The organism is Acinetobacter uliginosus (genome assembly GCF_044130295.1).
Taxonomy (GTDB): Bacteria; Pseudomonadota; Gammaproteobacteria; order Pseudomonadales; family Moraxellaceae; genus Acinetobacter.
In genome coordinates this window covers 55,263-76,254 of the sequence record NZ_JBIQOC010000005.1, presented here as the reverse complement: position 1 = coordinate 76,254, position 20,992 = coordinate 55,263, and the positions used below count along the sequence as shown (strand labels likewise).

Sequence of the window (20,992 nt, the reverse complement as noted above, 5' to 3'; positions counted from 1 at the left end):
CGGAATGTATTTTTAGATACAATTGATAAAAATTTAATAAAATAAATAACTTATAATTGTGTAACTTAATGTCATTCATCTTGTTCGAATAATTATCTACTGTGAATTAGAAATAACGCTCAAAAATTTTTGCGCTTAATTTTTTAGTGATGAAAATTGGAAGTGCTAATATAGTTACAAATGCTTACATTCGCTACAGAGTCCATGTATTTGGTTAAAGAGCATTGCCAAATAAATATCTTTTTACAATATTTAAAATAGCGTAAAGCCTTAATATTTTTTCAATTGCACAATTCTAGTGCATACATGTGAGTATATTTAAAGTGACAACAGTTCAACCCGACAATACAAGAATAGAGCGTGATTTATTGGGAGCAAAAGAAGTTCCCGCCGAGTGTTATTATGGCATTCATACAGTAAGGGCTCTGGAGAATTTCCAGATTTCTAATCAGAAGGTGGGAAGTCAGCTTCACTTTATCCGTGCTTTGGCACAAGTCAAAAAAGCCTCTGCCCAAGCCAATTTAGAATTTGGCAAAATTTCAGAACAGGTCAGCCAAGCTATACAATTTGCCTGTAATGCCTTAATCGAATCGCCTGAACAATGGAGTGAAGCTTTTCCTTTAGATATTTATCAGGGGGGTGCAGGAACTTCCATTAATATGAACACCAATGAAGTGTTGGCCAATATTGCCTTGGAGCATTTGGGTTTTCATAAGGGGCAATATGAACACATTCATCCGAATGATCATGTGAATAAATCGCAATCCACCAATGATGTCTATCCTACAGCCTTACGTTTAGCGACTTATTATAGTCTGGACAATTTGTTGCTTCAGATTCAAAAAATAGTTGATAGCTTATATATCAAGGCGACAGAGTTTCAATTTGTGGTAAAAATGGGACGTACCCAGCTGCAAGATGCGGTTCCGATGACTTTGGGACAAGAGTTCCGTGCATTTGCTACCTTATTAAAGGAAGATATACGTCTGATTCAACGTACCCGTGAGCTTTTACTGGAAGTGAATCTGGGAGCCACAGCTATTGGAACAGGAGTGAATACACCCCAAGGTTATGCCCATGCAGCGATTCAATCCTTAAACAAAATTACCGGCTTGAATCTGGTGGGTGCAGAAGACTATGTCGAAGCTACCAGCGATTGCGGGGTATTTATTATTTTATCCAGTACCCTGAAACGTCTGGCGGTGAAACTTTCAAAAATCTGTAACGATTTGCGCCTATTAAGTTCGGGGCCTCGTGCAGGTTTGGGGGAAATTCGTTTACCCGAATTACAGGCGGGTTCATCCATTATGCCGGCCAAAATCAATCCGGTGATTCCTGAAGTGGTGAACCAGATTGCCTTTAAGGTCATTGGCAACGATTTAACCGTGACTCTGGCAGCAGAAGCCGGGCAATTACAACTCAATGTCATGGAACCGGTGATTGCTGTTGCAATTAATGAGTCGATTGAACTTCTCACCCAGGCGGTGGTCAGTCTTGACCGTAAATGTATTCAAGGTATTCAGGCCAATGAGCAGGTCTGTTATGACGCTGTAATGCGCAGTGTTGGCATTGTCACTTTGCTGGATCCGATTTTAGGACATGCCAAATGTGATGAAATTGGGAAACAGTGCATTGCTGAAAATAAAACTATTCAGCAGGTGGTTTTGGAAAGGGAATTACTGACTCAAGCACAGCTGGATGAAATTTTTGCTTTTAGTAATCTGGTTTCAGAAGTAAGCTTACAGCATGAACCTTTGGCACAGGTTGGCTAATTGCTGGCTACAAAAATTTAATCATGATCTGAATAAAAAAGATCGCAATTTAAACAGCGATCTTTTTTATGAAAAAATAGGGATGAAGATAATGCAGCTCAGGGTTAAAATAGCTGGGATTTTTTCTATATGCCATGCTCATGCTGAATAAACTTGCTGGACTATTTACAGGTTCAGGACTGCTTAAAAGTTCAAAACCTTCTCCTGAACAGCTGTATCTTCAAGAAAACAATATCCAGTTTGATCCGGAACAAGGCTATATTGTGGACGGAATCGTGGTCAATCAGCTGTCTGAACGTTTGGCTTATTTTTCCAATCGCAAATTGAACAACTTTGATGATTTAAAAACCCTATATTTTACTGCCATTCTGATTAATGAAAAAATTGATCTGGAAATTGCCAGTCAGCGTTTTGTTGCACGTTTGGGTAATACTGAAGAAAACCTGTTACAGTTCAAGCAGATCATTCAGAAACTGAATGATTACTATCGTAATTTCCTGCGCGAAAAATAATTGGACAAAGACTTATGTGCTCGGCATCTAAAAGGATTTAGATGCGATCATTTGCTGTATATAAAAATAACTCAACCAAGAAAAAACCCATGTTAATATACGGTCCATGTCATTTAGACCAAAAGCTATATACATGTTCCAACAAGAAATTTCTCAACTCCATCTGCAACAGTTAAAAGCAGGCGAAAAACGCTGGGTCGGTAATTTACAAGGCTCATCTGCCGCTTTACTCTTCAAAGAAATTGCCACACAAAGCAAGCAATTATTCATTTTGGTGGCCAAAAATAATCAGCATTTGGGACAGTTGGAAAGTGAACTGGAATTTTACGGGATTAAACCGACGATTTTCCCGGATTGGGAAATTTTGCCTTATGACCGTTTGTCTCCCCATCAGGATATTATGTCAGAGCGGCTTTCCATTTTATCCAATATGCCGAAGCAGGGCGTGCTGCTTTTATCTGCATCAACTTTGGCACAGCGTGTTGCACCGGCTTCATGGGTATTGGGCGAACATTTTGATATTCAAGTGGGACAGAAATTTGAACTGGAACAGCAAAAACTGCGTCTGATTCAGGCCGGTTATCATCTGGTCGATACCGTTTATGATCATGGTGAATTTGCTGTGCGTGGCAGCATTATGGATATTTACGCGTCCGGTCAAAGTGCACCCATTCGTATTGATCTGTTTGATGATGAAATTGAAAGCTTAAAGTTTTTTGATCCTGAAACTCAAAGAACAACCCAAACGCTACAACAGTTTTCTGTATTACCTGCCAAGGAGTTTCCGCTTAAAGAAGGACGCGCCACTTTCCGTGACCGTTATGCGGAAAAATTTCCCACAGCAAATCCGAAGAAAAATCCAATCTATCAAGATGCATTAGAAGGTATTGCCTCACCAGGACTGGAGTTTTATTTTCCCTTATTCTTTAGTAAAGAGGCGATGCAAACGCAAAGTACCCTCATGGCGTACTTACCTAAGAATGGCATTGTCATTACAGATAAGCATCTGGAGGAAGGGTTAACCAGTTTCTGGAAAGATGTGCTGCATCGTTATGAAGACCGCCGTCATAATGTCGAGCAGCCTATTTTGCCGCCGGAAGACATCTTTTTGCAGCCGAATCAGGTGCTGGAACAGCTGAATCAGTTTGCCAGAATTATTGCCTCAACAGAAACATTCGCTGAAAAAAGCGGTGTGATTAATTTCAATACGGAAATTCCACCGCGCTTACCAGTAGATCCAAAACAGGAAAAACCGTTTTCTGCGGTTAAAAAATATATTGATGCTGCCAATCATCCAGTCCTGCTGGTGGCTGAAAGTGCTGGCCGTCGTGAAACACTCAAGGATGCCTTGCGTCCAGCGCTGGGAGACATTCCCAATGTTGAAAATTATGCACAATTCAGAAGCTCTTTACATGCTATAGCCATTACCAGTGCACCGTTGGATCGGGGTCTGGTCATTCCTGATCAGCTTACCATCATCTCGGAAAACCAGCTCTATGAACATCGGGTGGTGCAGCGCCGCCGCAAGCGTCAGCAAGAAGTATCCGAAGAATTCCTGATTCGCAGTTTAACTGAACTGAGTATTGGTGCACCTGTGGTGCATATCGATCATGGTGTGGGACGTTATGCTGGCCTAGTCACTTTAAGTATTGACGACCAGGAACATGAATTTTTACAGCTGGATTATGCTGATGCTGCCAAGGTCTATGTTCCGGTCACCAATCTGCATTTAATCAGCCGTTATAGCGGCGGCGATCCGGATTTGGCCCCCTTGCATAAACTGGGAACTGATGCCTGGAGCAAGGCAAAACGTAAAGCGCTGGAGCAAATCCATGATGTTGCTGCTGAACTGCTGCATATTCAGGCACGCCGTCACTCTAAACCCGGTTTTAGCTTTGAACTGGAACAAAGTCCATATATGCAGTTTGCCAGCGGCTTTGCCTATGAAGAAACCTTGGATCAGGCCAATGCCATTGAAGCAACTTTGCACGACATGCAGCTGGCCAAACCGATGGATCGTCTGGTATGTGGCGATGTTGGTTTTGGTAAAACTGAAGTGGCGATGCGGGCAGCATTTGTTGCGGTACAAAACAACAAGCAGGTGGCTGTTTTGGTTCCCACCACCTTGCTGGCACAGCAGCATTATGAATCGTTTAAAGACCGTTTTGCCGACTGGCCGATCCGTATTGAAGTGCTGTCACGGTTTGGTTCAAGCAAATCCCATAGTAAAACCATTGAAGACCTGGCTGATGGTAAAGTCGATATTGTGATTGGTACGCATAAAATTTTGCAGCAGAATATCCAGTTTAAAAATCTGGGCCTGATGATTGTCGATGAAGAGCATCGTTTTGGGGTACGTGATAAAGAACGTATTAAAGCCATGCGTGCAGATGTCGATATGCTGACTCTCACCGCGACGCCAATTCCACGAACTTTAAATATGGCCTTTAGCGGGATGCGCGACCTTTCGATTATCGCTACACCGCCTGCACGTCGTCTGGCTGTGAAAACCTTTGTACAGGAACAGACCAGTGAGTCGGTTAAAGAAGCCATTCTGCGTGAATTGCTGCGCGGTGGACAGGTATATTTCCTGCATAATGAAGTGGATACCATTGAGCGCACTGCTGAAAATATTCGTGAACTGGTGCCTGAGGCCCGGGTGGCGGTTGCTCATGGCCAAATGCGGGAACGTGAACTGGAGCAGGTGATGCAGCAGTTCTATCATAAAGAATACAATGTGCTGGTCTGTTCAACCATTATTGAAACCGGGATTGACGTTCCCAATGCTAATACCATTTTAATTGAACGCGCTGATAAGCTGGGACTTGCCCAGTTGCACCAATTACGGGGCCGTGTCGGACGTTCACACCATCAAGCTTATGCCTACTTGCTGGTACCTTCAATCAAGGGGTTAAAGGGAGATGCAGAGAAACGTCTGGATGCGATTCAGCGCGCATCGAATTTAGGGGCCGGTTTCATGCTGGCGACGGAAGATCTGGAAATTCGTGGAGCTGGCGAGCTTTTAGGTGAGCAACAAAGTGGCTCCATGCAAGCGATTGGTTATAGCCTGTATATGGAAATGCTGGAAAAGGCCACCAAAGCCATCCAAAAAGGCAAAACCCCGAATTTCGATGCACCATTGTCCCTGATTGCGGAAATCAATCTACATATGCCAGCCTTGATTCCAGATGAATATCTGGGAGATGTGCATCAGCGCCTATTGTTCTATAAACGCATCAGTAATACCGATACCCAGGAAAAACTCGATAATATCCGCATGGAGCTGATTGACCGGTTTGGTGTGCCACCGCAGCCAGTGAAGCAGTTATTTGCTGTGCATCAGATTCGTTTGAAAGCTGAGCAGCTGGGCATTACCAAAATTGATATCAGTGCTAACGGTGGTCATATTGAATTTTCACCAGAAACACCAGTACAGGCCATCAGTATTATTCAAATGATGCAAAAACATCCGACCTTTTTCCGCATGGATGGCGGGCAACGCCTGAAAGTCATGGTCATGCTGGAAGATTATCAAAAACGTATCCAATTTATTATCGATTTATTGGACAGTTTATTGAAAGAAATTCATTGATTTGACAGGGAGTGCATAAGATTTATGCACTCGCTTTGCAATTTGTGCAGATTTTAAAAAATCGTGAGATGAAGCGCTTGATTTTTTAAAGAAATTTATTAAATTCGTGAATGTTCATGCGTTCATTGCAAATAGTGGTTTATTTGTAATGAAACACATTGCATAGAATATTCACGCCCCATTGGATGTGATAGTATTAGCCATCATTCTAATTTTGCATAATTTATAAAGATATGTTTAGTTTGCATCCACAACTTGCTCAAGATACTTTTTTTGTAGGCGACTTTCCACTGTCAACATGTCGTTTAATGAATGATATGCAATTTCCGTGGCTCATATTAATTCCACGCGTGCCGGGCGTGAGCGAATTATATGAATTAAGTCAGGCTGACCAGGAACAGTTCCTGCGTGAATCGAGCTGGTTATCGAGTCAGCTTGCACGCGTATTCCGCGCAGACAAAATGAATGTGGCCGCTCTTGGGAATATGGTTCCACAATTGCATTTTCATCATGTCGTGCGCTATCAAAATGACGTGGCTTGGCCAAAACCAGTATGGGGTACTCCAGCTATTCCTTATACCAATGAAGTTCTTGCACATATGCGTCAAACCTTGATGCTCGCATTGCGTGGTCAGGGTGATATGCCATTTGACTGGCGTATGGATTAATTCCAAGCCATTGAAAGCCATAGTATGGAATTTATGGTGTCAAGACTCGAATCAGGAGTGATTGAGTGTCATTAGACGACTGGATTAGAAAAGAACCCAGACAATTTGAGTATTTCCATCGTTTGATGGGATATATGATGTTGTCTTTACTCGTTACTGTCTACCATTACACGGCTTCTGACACCCAATACCAGATTTATATTCCTTTTTTCCTGTTGTTCATTTTTCTGATTACGCCAAGATTATCGACCTGGCTGCAGTATCGTTATAATTCCAATATAAAACGCAGTGTCTTGTTTATTACCGATGTAGTTGTTATTTCGGTTATTTTATCTGCTATTCATTTAAACCTGGTTCTGACTTTCATTTCACTGTTTGTCATTTTATATACCGCAATCACCAACAAGATTTCTTTTTTAGCTGTGTCATTGGCAAGCCTGATTGGAATCGCAAATTTTTATCTGTGTAATATTCTGATTTTTGGTTTTGGTGAGTATTTTGAACAAACCACTGGTGAGTTAACCGTTTTAGGTTTTATCTGTTTAATTACTTTTTTTGGTGTGGGTAGTTTTTATCAAAGCAGCCAGATTCAACATATCAGTAATCGTCGAACCTATTATTACGATCAAATGAATCGTTATATGGAGTTCGCAAATCAGCTGAGCCGATATGCACCTGTGCAGTTGTGGCAATCGATCATGAAAGGTGAGTCGGAAGCCAAAATTGAATACAAACGTAAGAAAATGACCATTTTCTTTTCAGATATTCAAGGTTTTACCGAACTTTCAGAAACGCTTATTCCAGATGATTTGGCATTCCTGCTCAATGACTATTTAAGTCATATGACTGAAATTGCCAAGCAGTATGAAGCGACTGTCGACAAGTTTATGGGTGATGCGATCCTGATTTTCTTTGGTGATCCAATCTCGCAAGGGGTGGAGCAAGATGCCAAAACTTGTCTAGACATGGCAATTGATATGCGTCAACAAATGAAACTGCTGCGTGAACGCTGGATCAAGATGGGCTATCCGGCTTTGCATATCCGTATGGGGATTAGTACTGGTTATTGTCACGTAGGGAACTATGGCGCAGCACATCGTATGGCATATACCATTGTTGGACGTGATGCCAATCTGGCAGCACGGCTGCAAAGTGCGGCAGCAGTCGATGAAATCCTGATTTCAGATGAAACCTATAATTTAATTAAAAATGACTATTTATGTGCGCCGAAAAAACCTATTACGCTTAAAGGGATTCACGGTCCGGTAAAGACCTGGCAAGTTATGGAAAAATATACCTCGCGTAAATTGGATTATCAGCGCTGGTTTGATTATGAGTACAAGGGTTTCCATTTGTTGCTGAATCTGGATGAGGTTCAAAATTATGAATATCCAGAGTTGATCCAAGTTTTGGAAAAGATGATTAAGCGGATTCAAAAACAGCAAAAATTGACCAACTCAGAAGGTATTGTTCGACTCAATCTGGAAGATGTGATTGAAGATGAGAAGGACGAGCAATACCACTAAAAATCATGATTGAGATGATGTTTACAGATAAAAAAACCACGCGATTGCGTGGTTTTTTATGAGCGAAAATCTTAATGATTTTCTGAGGCGTGATTGATGGTATATTTGGGAATTTCGACTTCCAAATCTTCATCGACAATTTTCACTTGGCATGAAAGGCGTGAATCCGGTTCCAGACCCCAGGCACGATCTAGTAAATCTGCTTCTACATCTGTCATTTCTTCGAGGCTGTCAAAACCTTTGCGAACTACGACATGACAGGTGGTACAAGCACAAGACATATCACATGCATGTTCAATCTTGATACCATTTTTTAACAGGCTTTCGCACAGGTTGGCATCCTGTTCAACTTCGAACTCGGCACCATTAGGGCAAATTTGCGCATGTGGAAGAACTTTAATACGTGGCATAATTTTTTCCTGTTTATTGGTCCGAGTTTGACCAGTCATCAAGTTTAGTGCCTTTCAAAGCTGCATCAATATGTTGGTTCATGCGTGCAGCAGCAAAAGCATCACTGTGTATTTTAAGCTGTTCTACAGCTTGTTCAATCGCTTTAATATCGGTGGTTTCGAGTTGAGCCTCAAGTTGAGCTTTGGCTTGATTTAACGATACTAACTGTTCAGCAGTTAATAGCTGGGCATCCACTTTTAGGGCTTGTTCCAGTGCTTCCAGCTCACGTTTTGCTTCAACCTTGGTTTCTTGCAAATGACGAAGATGTTTATCTTCTTCCGCATATTTGAAGCCATCAATCAGTAAGCGTTCGGTATCGGCATCAGATAAACCATAAGAAGGTTTAATGTCGATTTGAGCATGTACACCAGACGTGGTTTCCTTGGCAGCAACAGTTAACAGGCCATCGGCATCAACCTGAAAAGTGACTTCAATACGTGCCTGACCGGCAGTCATTGGCGGAATGCCATGCAAGACAAAGCGACCCAAACTACGGCAGTGTTCCACCAGATCACGTTCACCTTGTACCACATGAATCAACATGGCAGTCTGGCCATCCTGATAAGTAGTGAATTCCTGACGACGAGCCACAGGAATGGCCGTATTGCGTGAGATTAAACGCTCCACCAGACCACCCATGGTTTCCAGACCGAGTGATAAAGGGGTAACGTCTAATAACAATGAACCATCTTTGGAGTTGCCAATGAGCTGATTCGCTGTAATAGAGGCACCAATTGCGACCACCTCGTCCGGGTTGATGGTGCATAGCGGTTCCTGATTGAAGACTTCACGAACAGCCTTTTGCACCGCATAAGAGCGAGTAGAACCACCTACAAGCACGACATTTTTAATGTCATCCAGTTCAAGTTTGGCATCACGCATCACGCGTTTACATACGCTGATGGTTTTGTCTAAAGCAACTTTAATGATGTCTTCAAATGTAGCACGGTCTAAAGTCAGAGCCTGATCTAAAACTTTCAGTTCAACTGACTCGGCATCTGACAAGGCTTCTTTTGCTTTACGTGCAGAAACAATAAAATGTGCATATTCGGCATCATCTAAGGTTTCAATATTCAGTTGTTTTTTAGCCCATTTCACAATTAGGCGATCCAGGTCATCACCACCTAAAGCAGTATGTCCGCCAGTCGCTAAAACTTCGAATACACCTTGGGAAAAACGCAGGATAGATACGTCAAAAGTACCGCCACCCAGGTCATAAATCACATAATTTTGATCGTGAGCGAGATTGGTTTCCTGGTCTAGGCCATAAGCCACAGCCGCAGCAGTAGGCTCATTCAGTAGACGTAAAACATTTAAACCGGCCAGTTGGGCAGCATCACGTGTTGCCTGACGTTGTGCCTCATCAAAATAGGCTGGAACAGTGATTACCGCACCATTCACTTCATTTTTTAAACTGTCTTCAGCACGGTCTTTCAGCTGTTTTAGAATTTCTGCAGAAATCTCGACAGGAGTTTTACGGCCTTGTGCAGTTTCAAAAGCAGGCATCTGATTGTCTTCACCCACCAAAGTGTAAGGGTGCTGGAATTTGATGTCTGTTTTCGAGCGTCCCATAAAACGTTTCACGGAGACAATGGTGTTTTTAGGATCTGTAGTAGTAAACGGCTTGGCTTCATCACCATAATGGGTGGTGTTATGGCTGTAGTGAACAATAGAGGGAAGTAACACTCGGCCTTGTTCGTCGTTCAGAACTTTAGCTTTACCGGAAAGTACTGTGGCAACCAATGAATGCGTAGTACCCAAGTCGATACCAATTGCAATGCGGTGTTCATGCGGTGCACTTGATTGACCGGGTTCTGCAATTTGCAAGAGAGCCATTGTGTTACATCCTTAGAACTAAAAATTAAAAAATAAAATTAAAGCGAATTAAAAATCATCATCTAAATCAAAGCTGTCATCATCCAGAAAACGATCTTCAGCCTTGTCGATGTCAGCCATGACTTTAACAAAGAAACGCAATTTACGAACGGTATCGCGAGCTTCGCCCCAGTCTTCATCTTCATAGTCGATTTTGAATTCACGGACCAAACCGTCAATCCATTGCTGAACTTCATGCTTTAATGAAGTCAGTTCCTCAGCTGATGCAGCTTCATCCAGCTGTTCACGAATTTCCAGTGCAGACTGTAAAAACTCGAAATCTCCAATCGATTGATCCAGATGATAATCTTGTTTTTTAAGACTCAAGAGATAAGCAGCGCGGCTATCAACATTGGATAAAGCCTTAAATGCTTGGTTGATCTCGCTCGATTTAATCAGCGCTTGATCTTTGTCTTCGGCTTTATCTGGATGATATTGTTGCTGCAACTTTAAAAATTCAGTTTTTAACGCTGCCAAATCAATATCGAGTGCTACAGGGAGGTTGAACAGCTCAAAATGATTCATGGGAGATTGGATCCGCGATAGATATGCAAAAGTGACTGCTGTAAATGCAATTAAAACAGTGCATTTTACACTGTTTTAATCACAAAAAGAGAGGGAGTGGTGTGGTTAAACGGTGAAAGATTCACCACAGCCACATTCGCCTTTTTTATTCGGGTTGTTAAATTCGAAGCCTTCATTGAGACCGTTTTTCACGTAGTCCATCTCCATACCTTCAAGATAAACCAGGCTTTTCGGGTCAACAAAAACTTTAACACCAAACTGCTCGAACATCTGGTCATGGGTATCGATTTCATCGACGAATTCGAGTACATAAGCCAAACCAGAACAGCCTGAAGTTTTCACCCCAACGCGAATGCCTTCACCCTTACCGCGATTCTTTAGGTAATTGCTGATATGAGTTGCAGCATTTTCAGTTAAATGGATCATGAAAACTCCGTTAATCTTTGATCAAAAACTCGAAACACTTAAGCTTTTGTTTTTTTGCTGCGATAGTCTTCAACAGCAGCTTTAATCGCGTCTTCAGCCAGTACAGAACAGTGTACTTTTACTGGAGGTAAAGCAAGCTCGTTAGCAATATCAATATTTTTGATCGCCTGAGCTTCGTCCAGAGTTTTACCTTTTAGCCATTCAGTCACAAGCGAGCTAGATGCAATCGCAGAACCACAACCATAAGTTTTAAAGCGTGCTTCTTCAATCACACCGTCATCATTCACCTGAATCTGAAGACGCATGACATCACCACAAGCCGGTGCACCTACCATACCTGTACCAACATTTTCAGCATTTTTGTCTAAAACGCCAACATTACGAGGGTTTTCGTAATGATCAATTACTTTTTCGCTATAAGCCATGATGCTTCTCCAAACCTCGGGGTCAGCCTTAAGATTAATATGGGGATGAAATTACGTTTATCAATGAGATAGCTTTAAATTTTAAAGCTATCTCCATGTCATGAATCAGTGTTCAGCCCATTCAACAGTGGAAAGGTCGATACCTTCTTTATACATATCCCAAAGCGGAGAAAGTTCACGTAATTTCTCAACAGCAGCTTTAGTGATTTCAAGAACGTGATCGATATCCTCTTCAGTGGTATATTTACCGAAGCTGAAACGGATTGAACTGTGAGCAAGTTCGTCAGAAAGACCGAGCGCACGAAGTACGTAAGATGGCTCAAGTGTTGCAGAAGTACATGCTGAACCAGAAGATACAGCTGCATCTTTCAATGCCATCATCAATGATTCGCCTTCAACAAAGTTAAAGCTGACATTCAGATAGTTTGCAACGTTGTAAGTAGGATGACCGTTTAAGAATACTTGTTCCAGACCTTGTAAACCGTTCCATAATTTATCACGGAGGATACGTAAACGGGCTTGTTCAGCTTCCAGATTTTTGCCTGCAAGTTCAAATGCTTCACCCATACCTACGATTTGGTGGGTTGCAAGTGTACCTGAGCGCATACCTCGTTCATGACCGCCACCATGCATTTGCGCTTTAAGGCGTACACGTGGTGACCGACGAACGAATAACGCACCGATACCTTTAGGGCCATAAATTTTGTGAGCAGAGAAACTCATTAAATCAACTTTTAAAGTTGAAAGATCAATCTCTACTTTACCTGCAGCTTGAGCCGCATCAACGTGGAAGAAAATTTTCTTGGCACGGGTAATTTCACCGATAGCTGCAATGTCAGTGATGGTACCAATTTCGTTGTTGACCATCATCAGGGAAACAAGAATGGTATCTGGACGAATAGCTGCTTCAACCATCTCAGGCGTAATTAAACCTGTTTGTGGTTGTGGCTCAAGATAGGTGATTTCAAAACCTTCTTCTTCTAATTCACGGCAAGTATCTAAAATTGCTTTGTGTTCAATTTTACTGGTGATGATGTGTTTGCCTTTAGACGCGTAAAACTGAGCCACACCTTTGAGTGCCAGGTTATCAGATTCTGTGGCACCTGAAGTCCAAACAATCTCGCGTGGATCTGCTTTGACCAAGTTCGCAACTTGTTCACGTGCATATTCTACTTTTTCTTCAGCCTGCCAACCGTAAGCATGAGAACGAGATGCAGCATTACCGAAAGTACCGTCGAAAGTTAAGCACTCCATCATGCGTTCTGCAACTTGAGGGTCTACAGGAGTGGTTGCTGCATAATCAAGATAAATCGGACGTTTCATGTCAAATACCTGTAACCGATAAAAGGGCTGAATCAAATGATGCTGTATTTTGGCGAATGGAAACGGTTTGAACGTTGTCTCGTGCGACCAGGTCAGCAAGGCTGATTTTTGCTAAATAATCGGCAATGTGGTGGGAGAGTTCTTGCCATAAATCATGAGTCAAGCACATTGCACCATTCTGGCAGTTACCTTTATGATCACAACGTGTTGCATCAACTGCTTCGTTTACAGCTTCAATAATTTCTAATACTGTGATTTCTTCAGCGCTACGAGCCAGGTGATAACCACCGTTGGCCCCACGAACACTAGAAACTAAGCCGTGGCGCTTTAATTTCGCAAATAACTGCTCAAGATAAGCAACAGAAATACTTTGACGAGCTGCAATTTCAGCAAGCGTAATCGTTTGTTCAGTTGGCTGCAAAGCTAAATCAAGTAGAGCAGTCACTGCGTAACGACCGCGAGTAGTAAGACGCATGATTCGATACACATATTAAGACTAGATGAGTTGATTTTATGAATCCTGACTAAAATAGTCAAGTTTTTTATTGGTCTTTAAATTATTTTGTTTTATAGGAAAATTATATGTTTAAACAATCCAGTAATTATATACTAATAACGCTACTAATAGCACGATAATTAGACTAAAAGTGACATTCACTCTTTTTTGTTTTTGTTGCATACGTCGAATGCGATTCTTATATTGTTTGACTTCTACCTCTAAGGTATTGATCTTTGAACGTTGCTGGTCAATTTTTTCTAATAGGGGAGCAATACGCTTTTTGGAAGAAATAACTTCCTGTCCATCAGCGGGTTGGCTGAGCCACTGTTTCCAGTCGGATAAAACTTTTGGAAAGCTGAACAGCAAGCTTAAATCTCGAAACTCATCTTTTAAGGTGCTGTCACCATCAATACGCATTTTTTTTATACTGCGGCGATTGGCAAAGACAAATACTTTAATTAAATCCATGAGGGTAGTGCGGATATCCAGATCGACTACTTTCTCGGGAGCTTTGCTGTCAAAGAGTATGCCTTGTTCAGTGAAAACAACATAAAAATCGAAATAAGGCAAATAGCTGTTAATTTTAATGGTGATTTTTTGGTCTATAAATTTTTTAGCCTGCAAGCCAACGACCCGATCATGTTTTAAGATGAAGGTAAAGATTGTTTCTAAGACAATCATGGTCATTGTGAGCAACAAATGCGGTTGATTCTGACCTTGTTGCGATTCACTCATAAAACTTAATCCTTACCTGAAAGGAGCATCCCATGCTCGAAAATGTATTTCAGGACTTATAACAAATATATTAATCTTGCTTTGTAGAACAGTTTAGCAAATCGATCAAGTATTTAATTTGCTATTATAGCTGTATTTTTTGAGTAATTATATTTAAGTTGTATAGAAAGTAGGCTAGGAGATGGCAGGTATGCATAAATCAAAAACAGATCAAGAGATTGATCAACTAAAAAATGAAAATCCTGATAAAACAAAGAATAAATTACGTTCAGGCCGTAAGTCGGGTCTGGATTTTCGTAAATATACTCAACAAATATGGCTTGCGGGTTTGGGTGCTTTTTCACGTGCAGAAGAGGAAGGAAACAAACTCTTTGACTCTTTAGTCAAGGTGGGGGAGGAGCTGGAATCTAAGACCACTGAAATTGCCGATCAAACCGTAGAAAAAGTCTCGGAAAAAGCCAAAGAATCGGTCAATGATACCAAAGATAAGGTTGAAAAATTGCTCGACCATAGTGTTAACCATTCTTTAAACAGAATTGGTTTGGTCACGGTAAAAGATATTCAACATTTAGAAAGTCTCATATTACAATTACATAATAAGGTCGATTGTCTTATTGAAGAAAATAAAATACTCAAGGCACAAATATTAAAAAAATGAAACTTTTTGGCTTTTTCTGCATTTTTCAACAATTTTTTTCGCAATTATTTTCTAGAAAAGCCTATTCAGAGTATTGCGTTTTGCCCCAAAGCATTGATATAAAGGTGTTATGGAATCCTTAGACCTTAAATAAACGATATTAAGAGGACGTAATCTTCATGAATAAATCAGAATTAATCGATGCAATTGCAGAGAAAGGGGGATTGTCTAAGACTGATGCAGGTAAAGCCTTAGATGCAACTATTGCTTCAATTACTGAAGCACTTAAATCTGGTGATACTGTTACACTTGTTGGTTTTGGTACATTTAACGTTAAAGAACGTGCGGCACGTACAGGTCGTAACCCGCAAACTGGTGCAGCTTTAGAAATTAAAGCAAGCAAAGTACCAAGCTTTAAAGCAGGTAAAGGTTTAAAAGATTCTGTAGCTTAATCTTTTTGAAAGCCTATCAACGCGCCCTATATGGCGCGTTTTTTATTAATAATGCCGATTTACAGTCTGAACGCATTCATTCAAAGCAGGTTTTCGGGTAAAATCGCCCACAAATAAAATATTGGAATACTTATGGAATCTTTTCGTAAAGTTATTAAAGGTTGGTTGGGCAAAGCTTTGCTCATTTTGTTTTTGACCCCTTTAGCACTTGTAGGTATTGAAGGATATTTTAGCGGTGGAAAATCTGAAGACACGGCAAAATTGGTCAATGGCCAAGAAATTTCTAAAAAAGAATTAGAATCGCTGAGCAAAACATTTAAAGAACAATACCTGGCTTATGCCAATGGCGACGAAACTTTACTGAATCAATCTTTTATCGAAAATAAGGCGATGGAGAGTCTGGTTGCTCGTACCTTATTATTACAACAAGCGGAAGAGTTGGGTATTTCTTTGAGTGATGCACAAATTGAACAAATGATTGCCCAGCAACCGAGCTTTCAGGAAAGCGGTAAGTTTTCTGAAGCCTTATATTCAAATTATTTACGTTCAGTGGGTATGACCAGTCAGGCTCTGATTGCAAACTTGCGTAAAGACCATGCCTTAAAAATGGTGACGTCAACATTTATGGATTATGCATTGGTGAGCAAGCTTGATATTCAACAAATTGCCAATTTGCAAACTGAACAACGCACCTTGCATCTTGCCAGCATTAAACTGGATGAATACAAGAAAAATATCAAAGTCACACCTCAAGATATTGCTGCTTACTACAACAAGCATCAAAATGCATTTAAGCAGGTAGCCAGTGTGGACGTTGATTATGTTGTGCTCACACCAGCCAATGTTGCACCAGCGAATACTCAAGTGACAGATGCTGAATTGCAGCAAGCTTATAGTGCATTTGTTGATGCACAAAAGAAAAATGCTCAGCCATTGGTAAAACATATTTTAATTACCGTAGATACCCGTTCAGATGCTGAAGCGAAAAAATTGGCCACTGAAGTCGCTGCGAAAATTAAAGCAGGTATGTCTTTTGCCCAAGCGGCGGCACAGTATTCAGATGATACTGAATCGAAGACCAAGGGTGGTGTGGTAGAAGCTTATGCCAAAGGTGTGTTTGGTGATGCATTCGATCTAACTGTTGCTTCTTTAAAACCAGCCCAAGTTTCAGCACCGGTTAAAACCCAGTATGGTTATCATTTAATTGAAACAGAAGCAGCCGCTTTGAAGTTACCTTCATTTGAAACTGAAAAACCACGCCTGTTAGCAGAGTTGCAAAAGAACAAAACTGCGAATTCATTTTCAGATGCTGTAAATAGCCTGAATGAGTTGGTTGTAGGTAGCGATGCGCTGGATGTGGTGGCTCAGGAAGTTAAGGGTGTGACAGTTCAATCTGTGAAAGGTATGACCCTCTCTACACAGCATCCTGTACTGAGTGATGCCAATGTCAAAGTTAAGCTGTTTAATGATGATGTGAAAAATGGTGATCGCAATGCTTCTAGCAGCATTCAAATGGCAAATGGTAATACCGTTTGGGTGAAAGTGCGTAACTATCATGCAGCTGGAGTACAGACTTTGGCTGAAGCAACGCCACGTGTAAAAGCCAAACTGATTGAACAAAAAGCAGTTGATGCAGCTAAAGCGAAAATCCAGACAGCATTGAATAACTTTAAATCGCAACCGGCTGCTAGCGCTTTGGCACAAAGTCAGATTGCTTTTGAAAGTGCCGGTGTATTTACGCGTTCACAAGGTCTAAAACGTGAGATTGAACGTGCGGCATTCAGTGTTCCTACACCGAAAGCAGGAATGTGGTCGGTCACCACAGCTGCATTGCCTAATGAATTGGTGGTAGTGGCTGTGTCAAATGTGAATAAGGCTACTTCGAATGCATTAACCAATGGACAATTGGGTGAATTGTCCAAGCTGTATCAGCAGCTTCGCGGTCAGCAGGAACTGGATGATTACACGCAATATCTAAAATCACATGCGAAGATTAAGTAATCTTAAGTGAAATAAAAAAACCTGCATGAACGCAGGTTTTTTTATGGCTGAATTTAAAGTTATTCAGCACGGATTTTTAGTTCATAGCCTGAATATTTGCGGATATTAATGACACCGGTATCCAAGATTAGATATTGTCCTTTAATGCCCAGTAATTTGCCACGAATAATCGGTGTTTTATCCAGATTGTGCGACTTGATTTTTTCAGGATATTGCTCGACTGGATAGACAAACTCGCGTGGCAGCTCATCTTCCATGACTTCAATCGTTTCATTGAACTCGAGGTTCTGATTAAATTCATCACGAATGGTCTGAATTTTCGGTGCAAATTCTTCCAGTAGCTGTTCACGTACCTCAATTAAATTGAGCGGTTCAGCTTCGCCTTTTAGCAGTTTACGCCAATCGGTTTTGTCCGCCACCTGTGTTCCAAACATAATTTCCAGTTGGCCTGAGAGACGGCGCGAACCCACTTTCATAATGGGTAATGCCTGTGTTGCCCCCTGATCCAGCCAGCGTGTTGGCATTTGTCCAAGACGGGTAATGCCGACTTTTAATGCGCTTGAATTGGCCAGATAAACAATATGGGGCTGGAAACAGACCTCTTTGGCAAAGCTGTCTTCACGGCAAGTCCCGAGGTGATAATGACAGGTTTCCGGTTTCATAATACACATGTCACAAGACGCTTTGGTTTTGAAACATTTAAAGCAATGACCCTGCGAAAAGGATTTGCTGGTTTTGCTACAACAAGATACACAATAGATATTACCGGTCCATTCAATCTCAATTTCTTGGCCTAAATTGAATGGTAGATCAACTTCTGAACGATCTAGAATAAATTTATATTCAACATTTGCCTTGTGTGTATGTTGATCAGTTACACTAAGGTCCTTAAGACCTGCATGCATTTTATGGCAAATGCCTTGTAGTTCCATACAAAATACTCTCTTCAATAATAAGGATGCAGTTATGGCTGAACAAAATGTCATCACTTCAATGCTAGACGATTTATCCAACGAACAGCCTATCCAAACTGCATTATGTATTGGTCAAAATCTTGCGCAATACGACAATAATCAATCAATTCAATGGCACTATTTTAACGTAACTGAGTTTTTAAATCTGCCTTTTACCCGGCGATATGATCTGGGTTTTGTAGTGATGGATTCACAAGAGCTGGCGGTACTTTCTGATGTGCAGAAGTCTCAGCTGTTAGTGAGATTGCGAGACCTGATGGCAAAACGAATTGTTGTGGTGAGCCGGTTGCAAGATGAAAAATTATTGCGCGCTTTGGGCTTTACCCAGCTCATTGATAAAACCCGTCATGACAGTGATTTTGCATTGTGGCAATTCAATATTTTAACGTATAAGCATGTGCCTGACTGGTTTAACTCCAAATTCTGGGCAAATCCTGAAAACTGGAATAAATTTCGCTGGTAATGTATGGACTTTGATTCTTGCAAATCTTAACAGCAGGAGGAGAGAGTTAGTCGCTATGAGCGAATTCTAATGATTTAATGTCCAATTTGACGCTAGGGTAAGCCAAGATTATTGTGAATTTTCCATGTTAAATAAATTATTGGATTTGGAAATTTTTTTAGCAATATAGTGGGACTTCTTTAGACGGATTAAAATAATCTGCGATTGGAATTCCAGTTCGCCAAATTCAGGCTCGACCTGGACATAATGTAATTGACCAAAACTGTCTCGTACCCGTGCTTGTGCGGAAAATCCCGGACGTGCATTGCCACTGGAAATGGTCGCCAAACGTCCCAGCAGACTGACCTGTTGTTTAGTAAGCGTTGGCTTGATGACCTGGTCAAGACAATGAATCATAAATACAGTGAAAAACACCGCAATGATCAGTGCCGGGATCATCAGATAATAAGTAGGCAAGAATGCCTTCTGCTGTGCAAATACACAAAGTTGCAGAAAATAGCCTGCGAAACTGAAGTTCATCAGTAAAAACACCACAATCAGTGTTTTGGAGAATTTGACATTGAGTAGAGGGGAGTCGGTAAGTTTCTTTGGATAAAGGGTTTTTAGAAACTCAGTCGGACGAATATTAAAGTAATAGCCAATGGTTTCTGCCATGCTGAGTAAAATTAAAGCCAGTAAACTTAAATGAAACGGGATTAAGTTATAGTTTTGTAGAAACTCTAGCATGGCAAATTCCATAAGTTTTATTCTTCTTTCAGGTAAATTCCACCATCAGAATGCACATTAATCTTTACTTTTTCAAGTGATTGCCCTAAGCAGGGACCAGAAATACATTCACCGGTTTCAACCAGAAACAGGGCTCCATGAGTGGAGCATTCAATATATTCCTGATCACGGTCTAAAAACTGGTTTTCCAGAAATTCCAGTTCGACCTGTAAGTGAGGGCAGAGATTCTGATAGGCATAGAATGAACCATCACGCTGGGTAATGAAAATCGTGTCACCATTTGGCGTTTCGTATGAACGTGCTTCACGTTCAGGAATCTCTTCCATCATGGCAATTTTAATCATTATGCACATTCCTTGTGGAAGTTATTTAATAATTCTGCATAACTTTCTACACTCAGGCGTGGTCCAAATTGTGAAACCACTTCACTTGAAATCAAGATTGATAATTCAGCAGCCACTTTAAGGTTTAAACCTGCATTGAGTGCATACAGAAACGCACCTGCAAAGGCATCACCGGCGCCATTGGCATCTACCGCGGTTACCTTGCGGCCGGGAACTTTCAGGATTTGCTCAGAATCGGAAATCAAAGCACCTTCAGCTGATAATGTAATGACAGTGTATTTGCTTTTTAATTGCAATTTAGCCAAAGCTGCTTCAATTGAATCAGTTTCCGTATACATTAAAGCTTCATGATAATTACAAAGCAATAAATCGACACCATCATCCAAAAGTTCATCCAGCCCTTGACGTGCATATTGCACCATTGCTGGATCAGAAAGGGTCAAAGCAATTTTTACCCCATGTGCTTTTGCAATTTCACGGGCTTGTTTAACCGCTTGTCTTGCAGTGTCGCTAGTGGATAAATAGCCTTCAATATACAGCCATTTTGCAGTTTTTAAGGGTTCAAAATTGATTTGTGCTTCACTCAGTTCAGCGGTAATACCAAGGTAAGTTTGCATGGTACGTTCAGAATCCGGACTCACCAGAACCATACATGTTCCGGTCACACCTTCACTGACGGATTGTTCTGCAGTTTGAATGCCGGCATCATTTAAGCCTTTCAGGTAAATCTGACCAAGTTCGTCGTTACCCACGCGGCAAGCATAAAAGGCTGTGCTGCCTAAAGCACTAAATGCAACGGTGGTATTTGCAGCAGATCCACCTGATGCTTGACCTTTGTATACTTGCGTTTCTTTTAAATTATTATATAAATTTGCTTGCGTTTCACCATCAGTCAACTGCATAGTGCCTTTTTGCAAATTTTGTTGAATCAGGAAATCGTCAGAGACTTTAAATTCTTGGTCGATTAATGCATTACCAATTGCAAAAAGATCAACAGTTGTCATGTCTTTCATTCACATTTAAATTAAAACGCTAAGTTTACACCAATGCTCATGATTGCTGTAGAT

The 20,992-nt window shown here is 41.1% G+C and carries 21 protein-coding genes; 9 read left to right on the top strand and 12 right to left on the bottom strand.

Translation table 11 applies throughout. The annotated features are described in order from the left end of the window. Window positions 1–323 precede the first annotated feature (323 nt). The 5 genes from aspA to ACE01T_RS02175 all read left to right on the top strand — a co-directional run bounded on the left by aspA (window position 324) and on the right by ACE01T_RS02175 (window position 8,070). Entirely contained in the window at window positions 324–1,772 is a 1,449-nt protein-coding gene (gene aspA, locus ACE01T_RS02195; protein WP_086196355.1) for an aspartate ammonia-lyase, read from the top strand. 140 nt (window positions 1,773–1,912) lie between these two features. Beyond that, window positions 1,913–2,284 carry a hypothetical protein gene (locus tag ACE01T_RS02190; protein WP_180043350.1) on the top strand — a complete coding sequence of 124 codons (372 nt, stop codon included), beginning with the start codon at window positions 1,913–1,915 and terminating at the stop codon, window positions 2,282–2,284. A gap of 133 nt (window positions 2,285–2,417) precedes the next feature. Continuing rightward, a complete protein-coding gene (gene mfd, locus ACE01T_RS02185; RefSeq protein WP_180081611.1) occupies window positions 2,418–5,876 on the top strand; it encodes a transcription-repair coupling factor in 3,459 nt (1,152 codons plus the stop codon). A gap of 233 nt (window positions 5,877–6,109) precedes the next feature. After that, window positions 6,110–6,544 carry an HIT domain-containing protein gene (locus ACE01T_RS02180; RefSeq protein ID WP_086196353.1) on the top strand — a complete coding sequence of 145 codons (435 nt, stop codon included), beginning with the start codon at window positions 6,110–6,112 and terminating at the stop codon, window positions 6,542–6,544. A 65-nt stretch (window positions 6,545–6,609) separates the two neighbouring features. After that, complete coding sequence (locus ACE01T_RS02175) at window positions 6,610–8,070, top strand: adenylate/guanylate cyclase domain-containing protein (protein WP_180043345.1); 1,461 nt, start codon at window positions 6,610–6,612, stop codon at window positions 8,068–8,070. Window positions 8,071–8,141: 71 nt separating this feature from the next. On the opposite strand, the gene fdx is transcribed toward ACE01T_RS02175, so the two are convergent. The 8 genes from fdx to ACE01T_RS02135 all read right to left on the bottom strand — a co-directional run bounded on the left by fdx (window position 8,142) and on the right by ACE01T_RS02135 (window position 14,328). After that, a complete protein-coding gene (fdx, locus tag ACE01T_RS02170; protein ID WP_086174266.1) occupies window positions 8,142–8,480 on the bottom strand; it encodes an ISC system 2Fe-2S type ferredoxin in 339 nt (112 codons plus the stop codon). A 13-nt stretch (window positions 8,481–8,493) separates the two neighbouring features. Further along, complete coding sequence (gene hscA, locus ACE01T_RS02165; protein ID WP_180043343.1) at window positions 8,494–10,356, bottom strand: Fe-S protein assembly chaperone HscA; 1,863 nt, start codon at window positions 10,354–10,356, stop codon at window positions 8,494–8,496. Window positions 10,357–10,404: 48 nt separating this feature from the next. Then, window positions 10,405–10,920 (bottom strand): Fe-S protein assembly co-chaperone HscB, encoded by a 516-nt coding sequence (hscB, locus tag ACE01T_RS02160; RefSeq protein WP_180043342.1) that lies wholly within the window; start codon window positions 10,918–10,920, stop codon window positions 10,405–10,407. Between the two features lie 105 nt (window positions 10,921–11,025). Then, window positions 11,026–11,346: an iron-sulfur cluster assembly protein IscA gene (gene iscA, locus ACE01T_RS02155; RefSeq protein WP_180043340.1), complete on the bottom strand. Its 321-nt coding sequence runs from the start codon at window positions 11,344–11,346 to the stop codon at window positions 11,026–11,028. Window positions 11,347–11,384: 38 nt separating this feature from the next. Beyond that, window positions 11,385–11,771 carry a Fe-S cluster assembly scaffold IscU gene (gene iscU, locus ACE01T_RS02150; RefSeq protein WP_180043338.1) on the bottom strand — a complete coding sequence of 129 codons (387 nt, stop codon included), beginning with the start codon at window positions 11,769–11,771 and terminating at the stop codon, window positions 11,385–11,387. A gap of 105 nt (window positions 11,772–11,876) precedes the next feature. After that, the gene (locus ACE01T_RS02145) at window positions 11,877–13,094 is read right to left on the bottom strand and encodes an IscS subfamily cysteine desulfurase (RefSeq protein WP_086196348.1); all 1,218 of its coding nucleotides are present in this window, start codon (window positions 13,092–13,094) and stop codon (window positions 11,877–11,879) included. 1 nt (window position 13,095) lies between these two features. Next, on the bottom strand, window positions 13,096–13,569 hold the full coding sequence (locus ACE01T_RS02140) for an Rrf2 family transcriptional regulator (RefSeq protein WP_180043337.1): 474 nt from the start codon (window positions 13,567–13,569) through the stop codon (window positions 13,096–13,098). 111 nt (window positions 13,570–13,680) lie between these two features. Continuing rightward, entirely contained in the window at window positions 13,681–14,328 is a 648-nt protein-coding gene (locus ACE01T_RS02135; protein ID WP_180043335.1) for a hypothetical protein, read from the bottom strand. A gap of 190 nt (window positions 14,329–14,518) precedes the next feature. On the opposite strand from ACE01T_RS02135, the gene ACE01T_RS02130 reads away from it, so the two are divergent. The 3 genes from ACE01T_RS02130 to ACE01T_RS02120 all read left to right on the top strand — a co-directional run bounded on the left by ACE01T_RS02130 (window position 14,519) and on the right by ACE01T_RS02120 (window position 17,418). Beyond that, window positions 14,519–14,986 (top strand): phasin family protein, encoded by a 468-nt coding sequence (locus ACE01T_RS02130; protein ID WP_180043333.1) that lies wholly within the window; start codon window positions 14,519–14,521, stop codon window positions 14,984–14,986. A 158-nt stretch (window positions 14,987–15,144) separates the two neighbouring features. Beyond that, on the top strand, window positions 15,145–15,417 hold the full coding sequence (locus ACE01T_RS02125) for an HU family DNA-binding protein (protein WP_004651791.1): 273 nt from the start codon (window positions 15,145–15,147) through the stop codon (window positions 15,415–15,417). A 132-nt stretch (window positions 15,418–15,549) separates the two neighbouring features. Further along, window positions 15,550–17,418, top strand: coding sequence for a SurA N-terminal domain-containing protein (locus ACE01T_RS02120; RefSeq protein WP_180043331.1), 1,869 nt, complete (start codon window positions 15,550–15,552; stop codon window positions 17,416–17,418). A gap of 59 nt (window positions 17,419–17,477) precedes the next feature. Here ACE01T_RS02120 and ACE01T_RS02115 read toward each other — a convergent pair whose 3' ends face one another. Then, window positions 17,478–18,350, bottom strand: coding sequence for a DUF2797 domain-containing protein (locus tag ACE01T_RS02115; protein WP_395518641.1), 873 nt, complete (start codon window positions 18,348–18,350; stop codon window positions 17,478–17,480). Between the two features lie 34 nt (window positions 18,351–18,384). Here ACE01T_RS02115 and ACE01T_RS02110 point away from each other — a divergent pair, with 34 nt between their 5' ends. Next, on the top strand, window positions 18,385–18,855 hold the full coding sequence (locus ACE01T_RS02110) for a DUF6231 family protein (protein ID WP_180043327.1): 471 nt from the start codon (window positions 18,385–18,387) through the stop codon (window positions 18,853–18,855). Between the two features lie 108 nt (window positions 18,856–18,963). On the opposite strand, the gene ACE01T_RS02105 is transcribed toward ACE01T_RS02110, so the two are convergent. Genes ACE01T_RS02105 through ACE01T_RS02095 form a run of 3 tightly spaced genes read right to left on the bottom strand, consistent with a single transcriptional unit; the run spans window position 18,964 to window position 20,929 of the window. After that, window positions 18,964–19,581 carry an OB-fold-containig protein gene (locus ACE01T_RS02105; protein WP_180043325.1) on the bottom strand — a complete coding sequence of 206 codons (618 nt, stop codon included), beginning with the start codon at window positions 19,579–19,581 and terminating at the stop codon, window positions 18,964–18,966. Between the two features lie 17 nt (window positions 19,582–19,598). Further along, entirely contained in the window at window positions 19,599–19,910 is a 312-nt protein-coding gene (locus ACE01T_RS02100) for a Rieske (2Fe-2S) protein (protein WP_171521995.1), read from the bottom strand. Window positions 19,911–19,924: 14 nt separating this feature from the next. Next, the gene (locus tag ACE01T_RS02095) at window positions 19,925–20,929 is read right to left on the bottom strand and encodes an adenosine kinase (protein WP_180043323.1); all 1,005 of its coding nucleotides are present in this window, start codon (window positions 20,927–20,929) and stop codon (window positions 19,925–19,927) included. Between the last annotated feature and the right edge of the window lie 63 nt (window positions 20,930–20,992).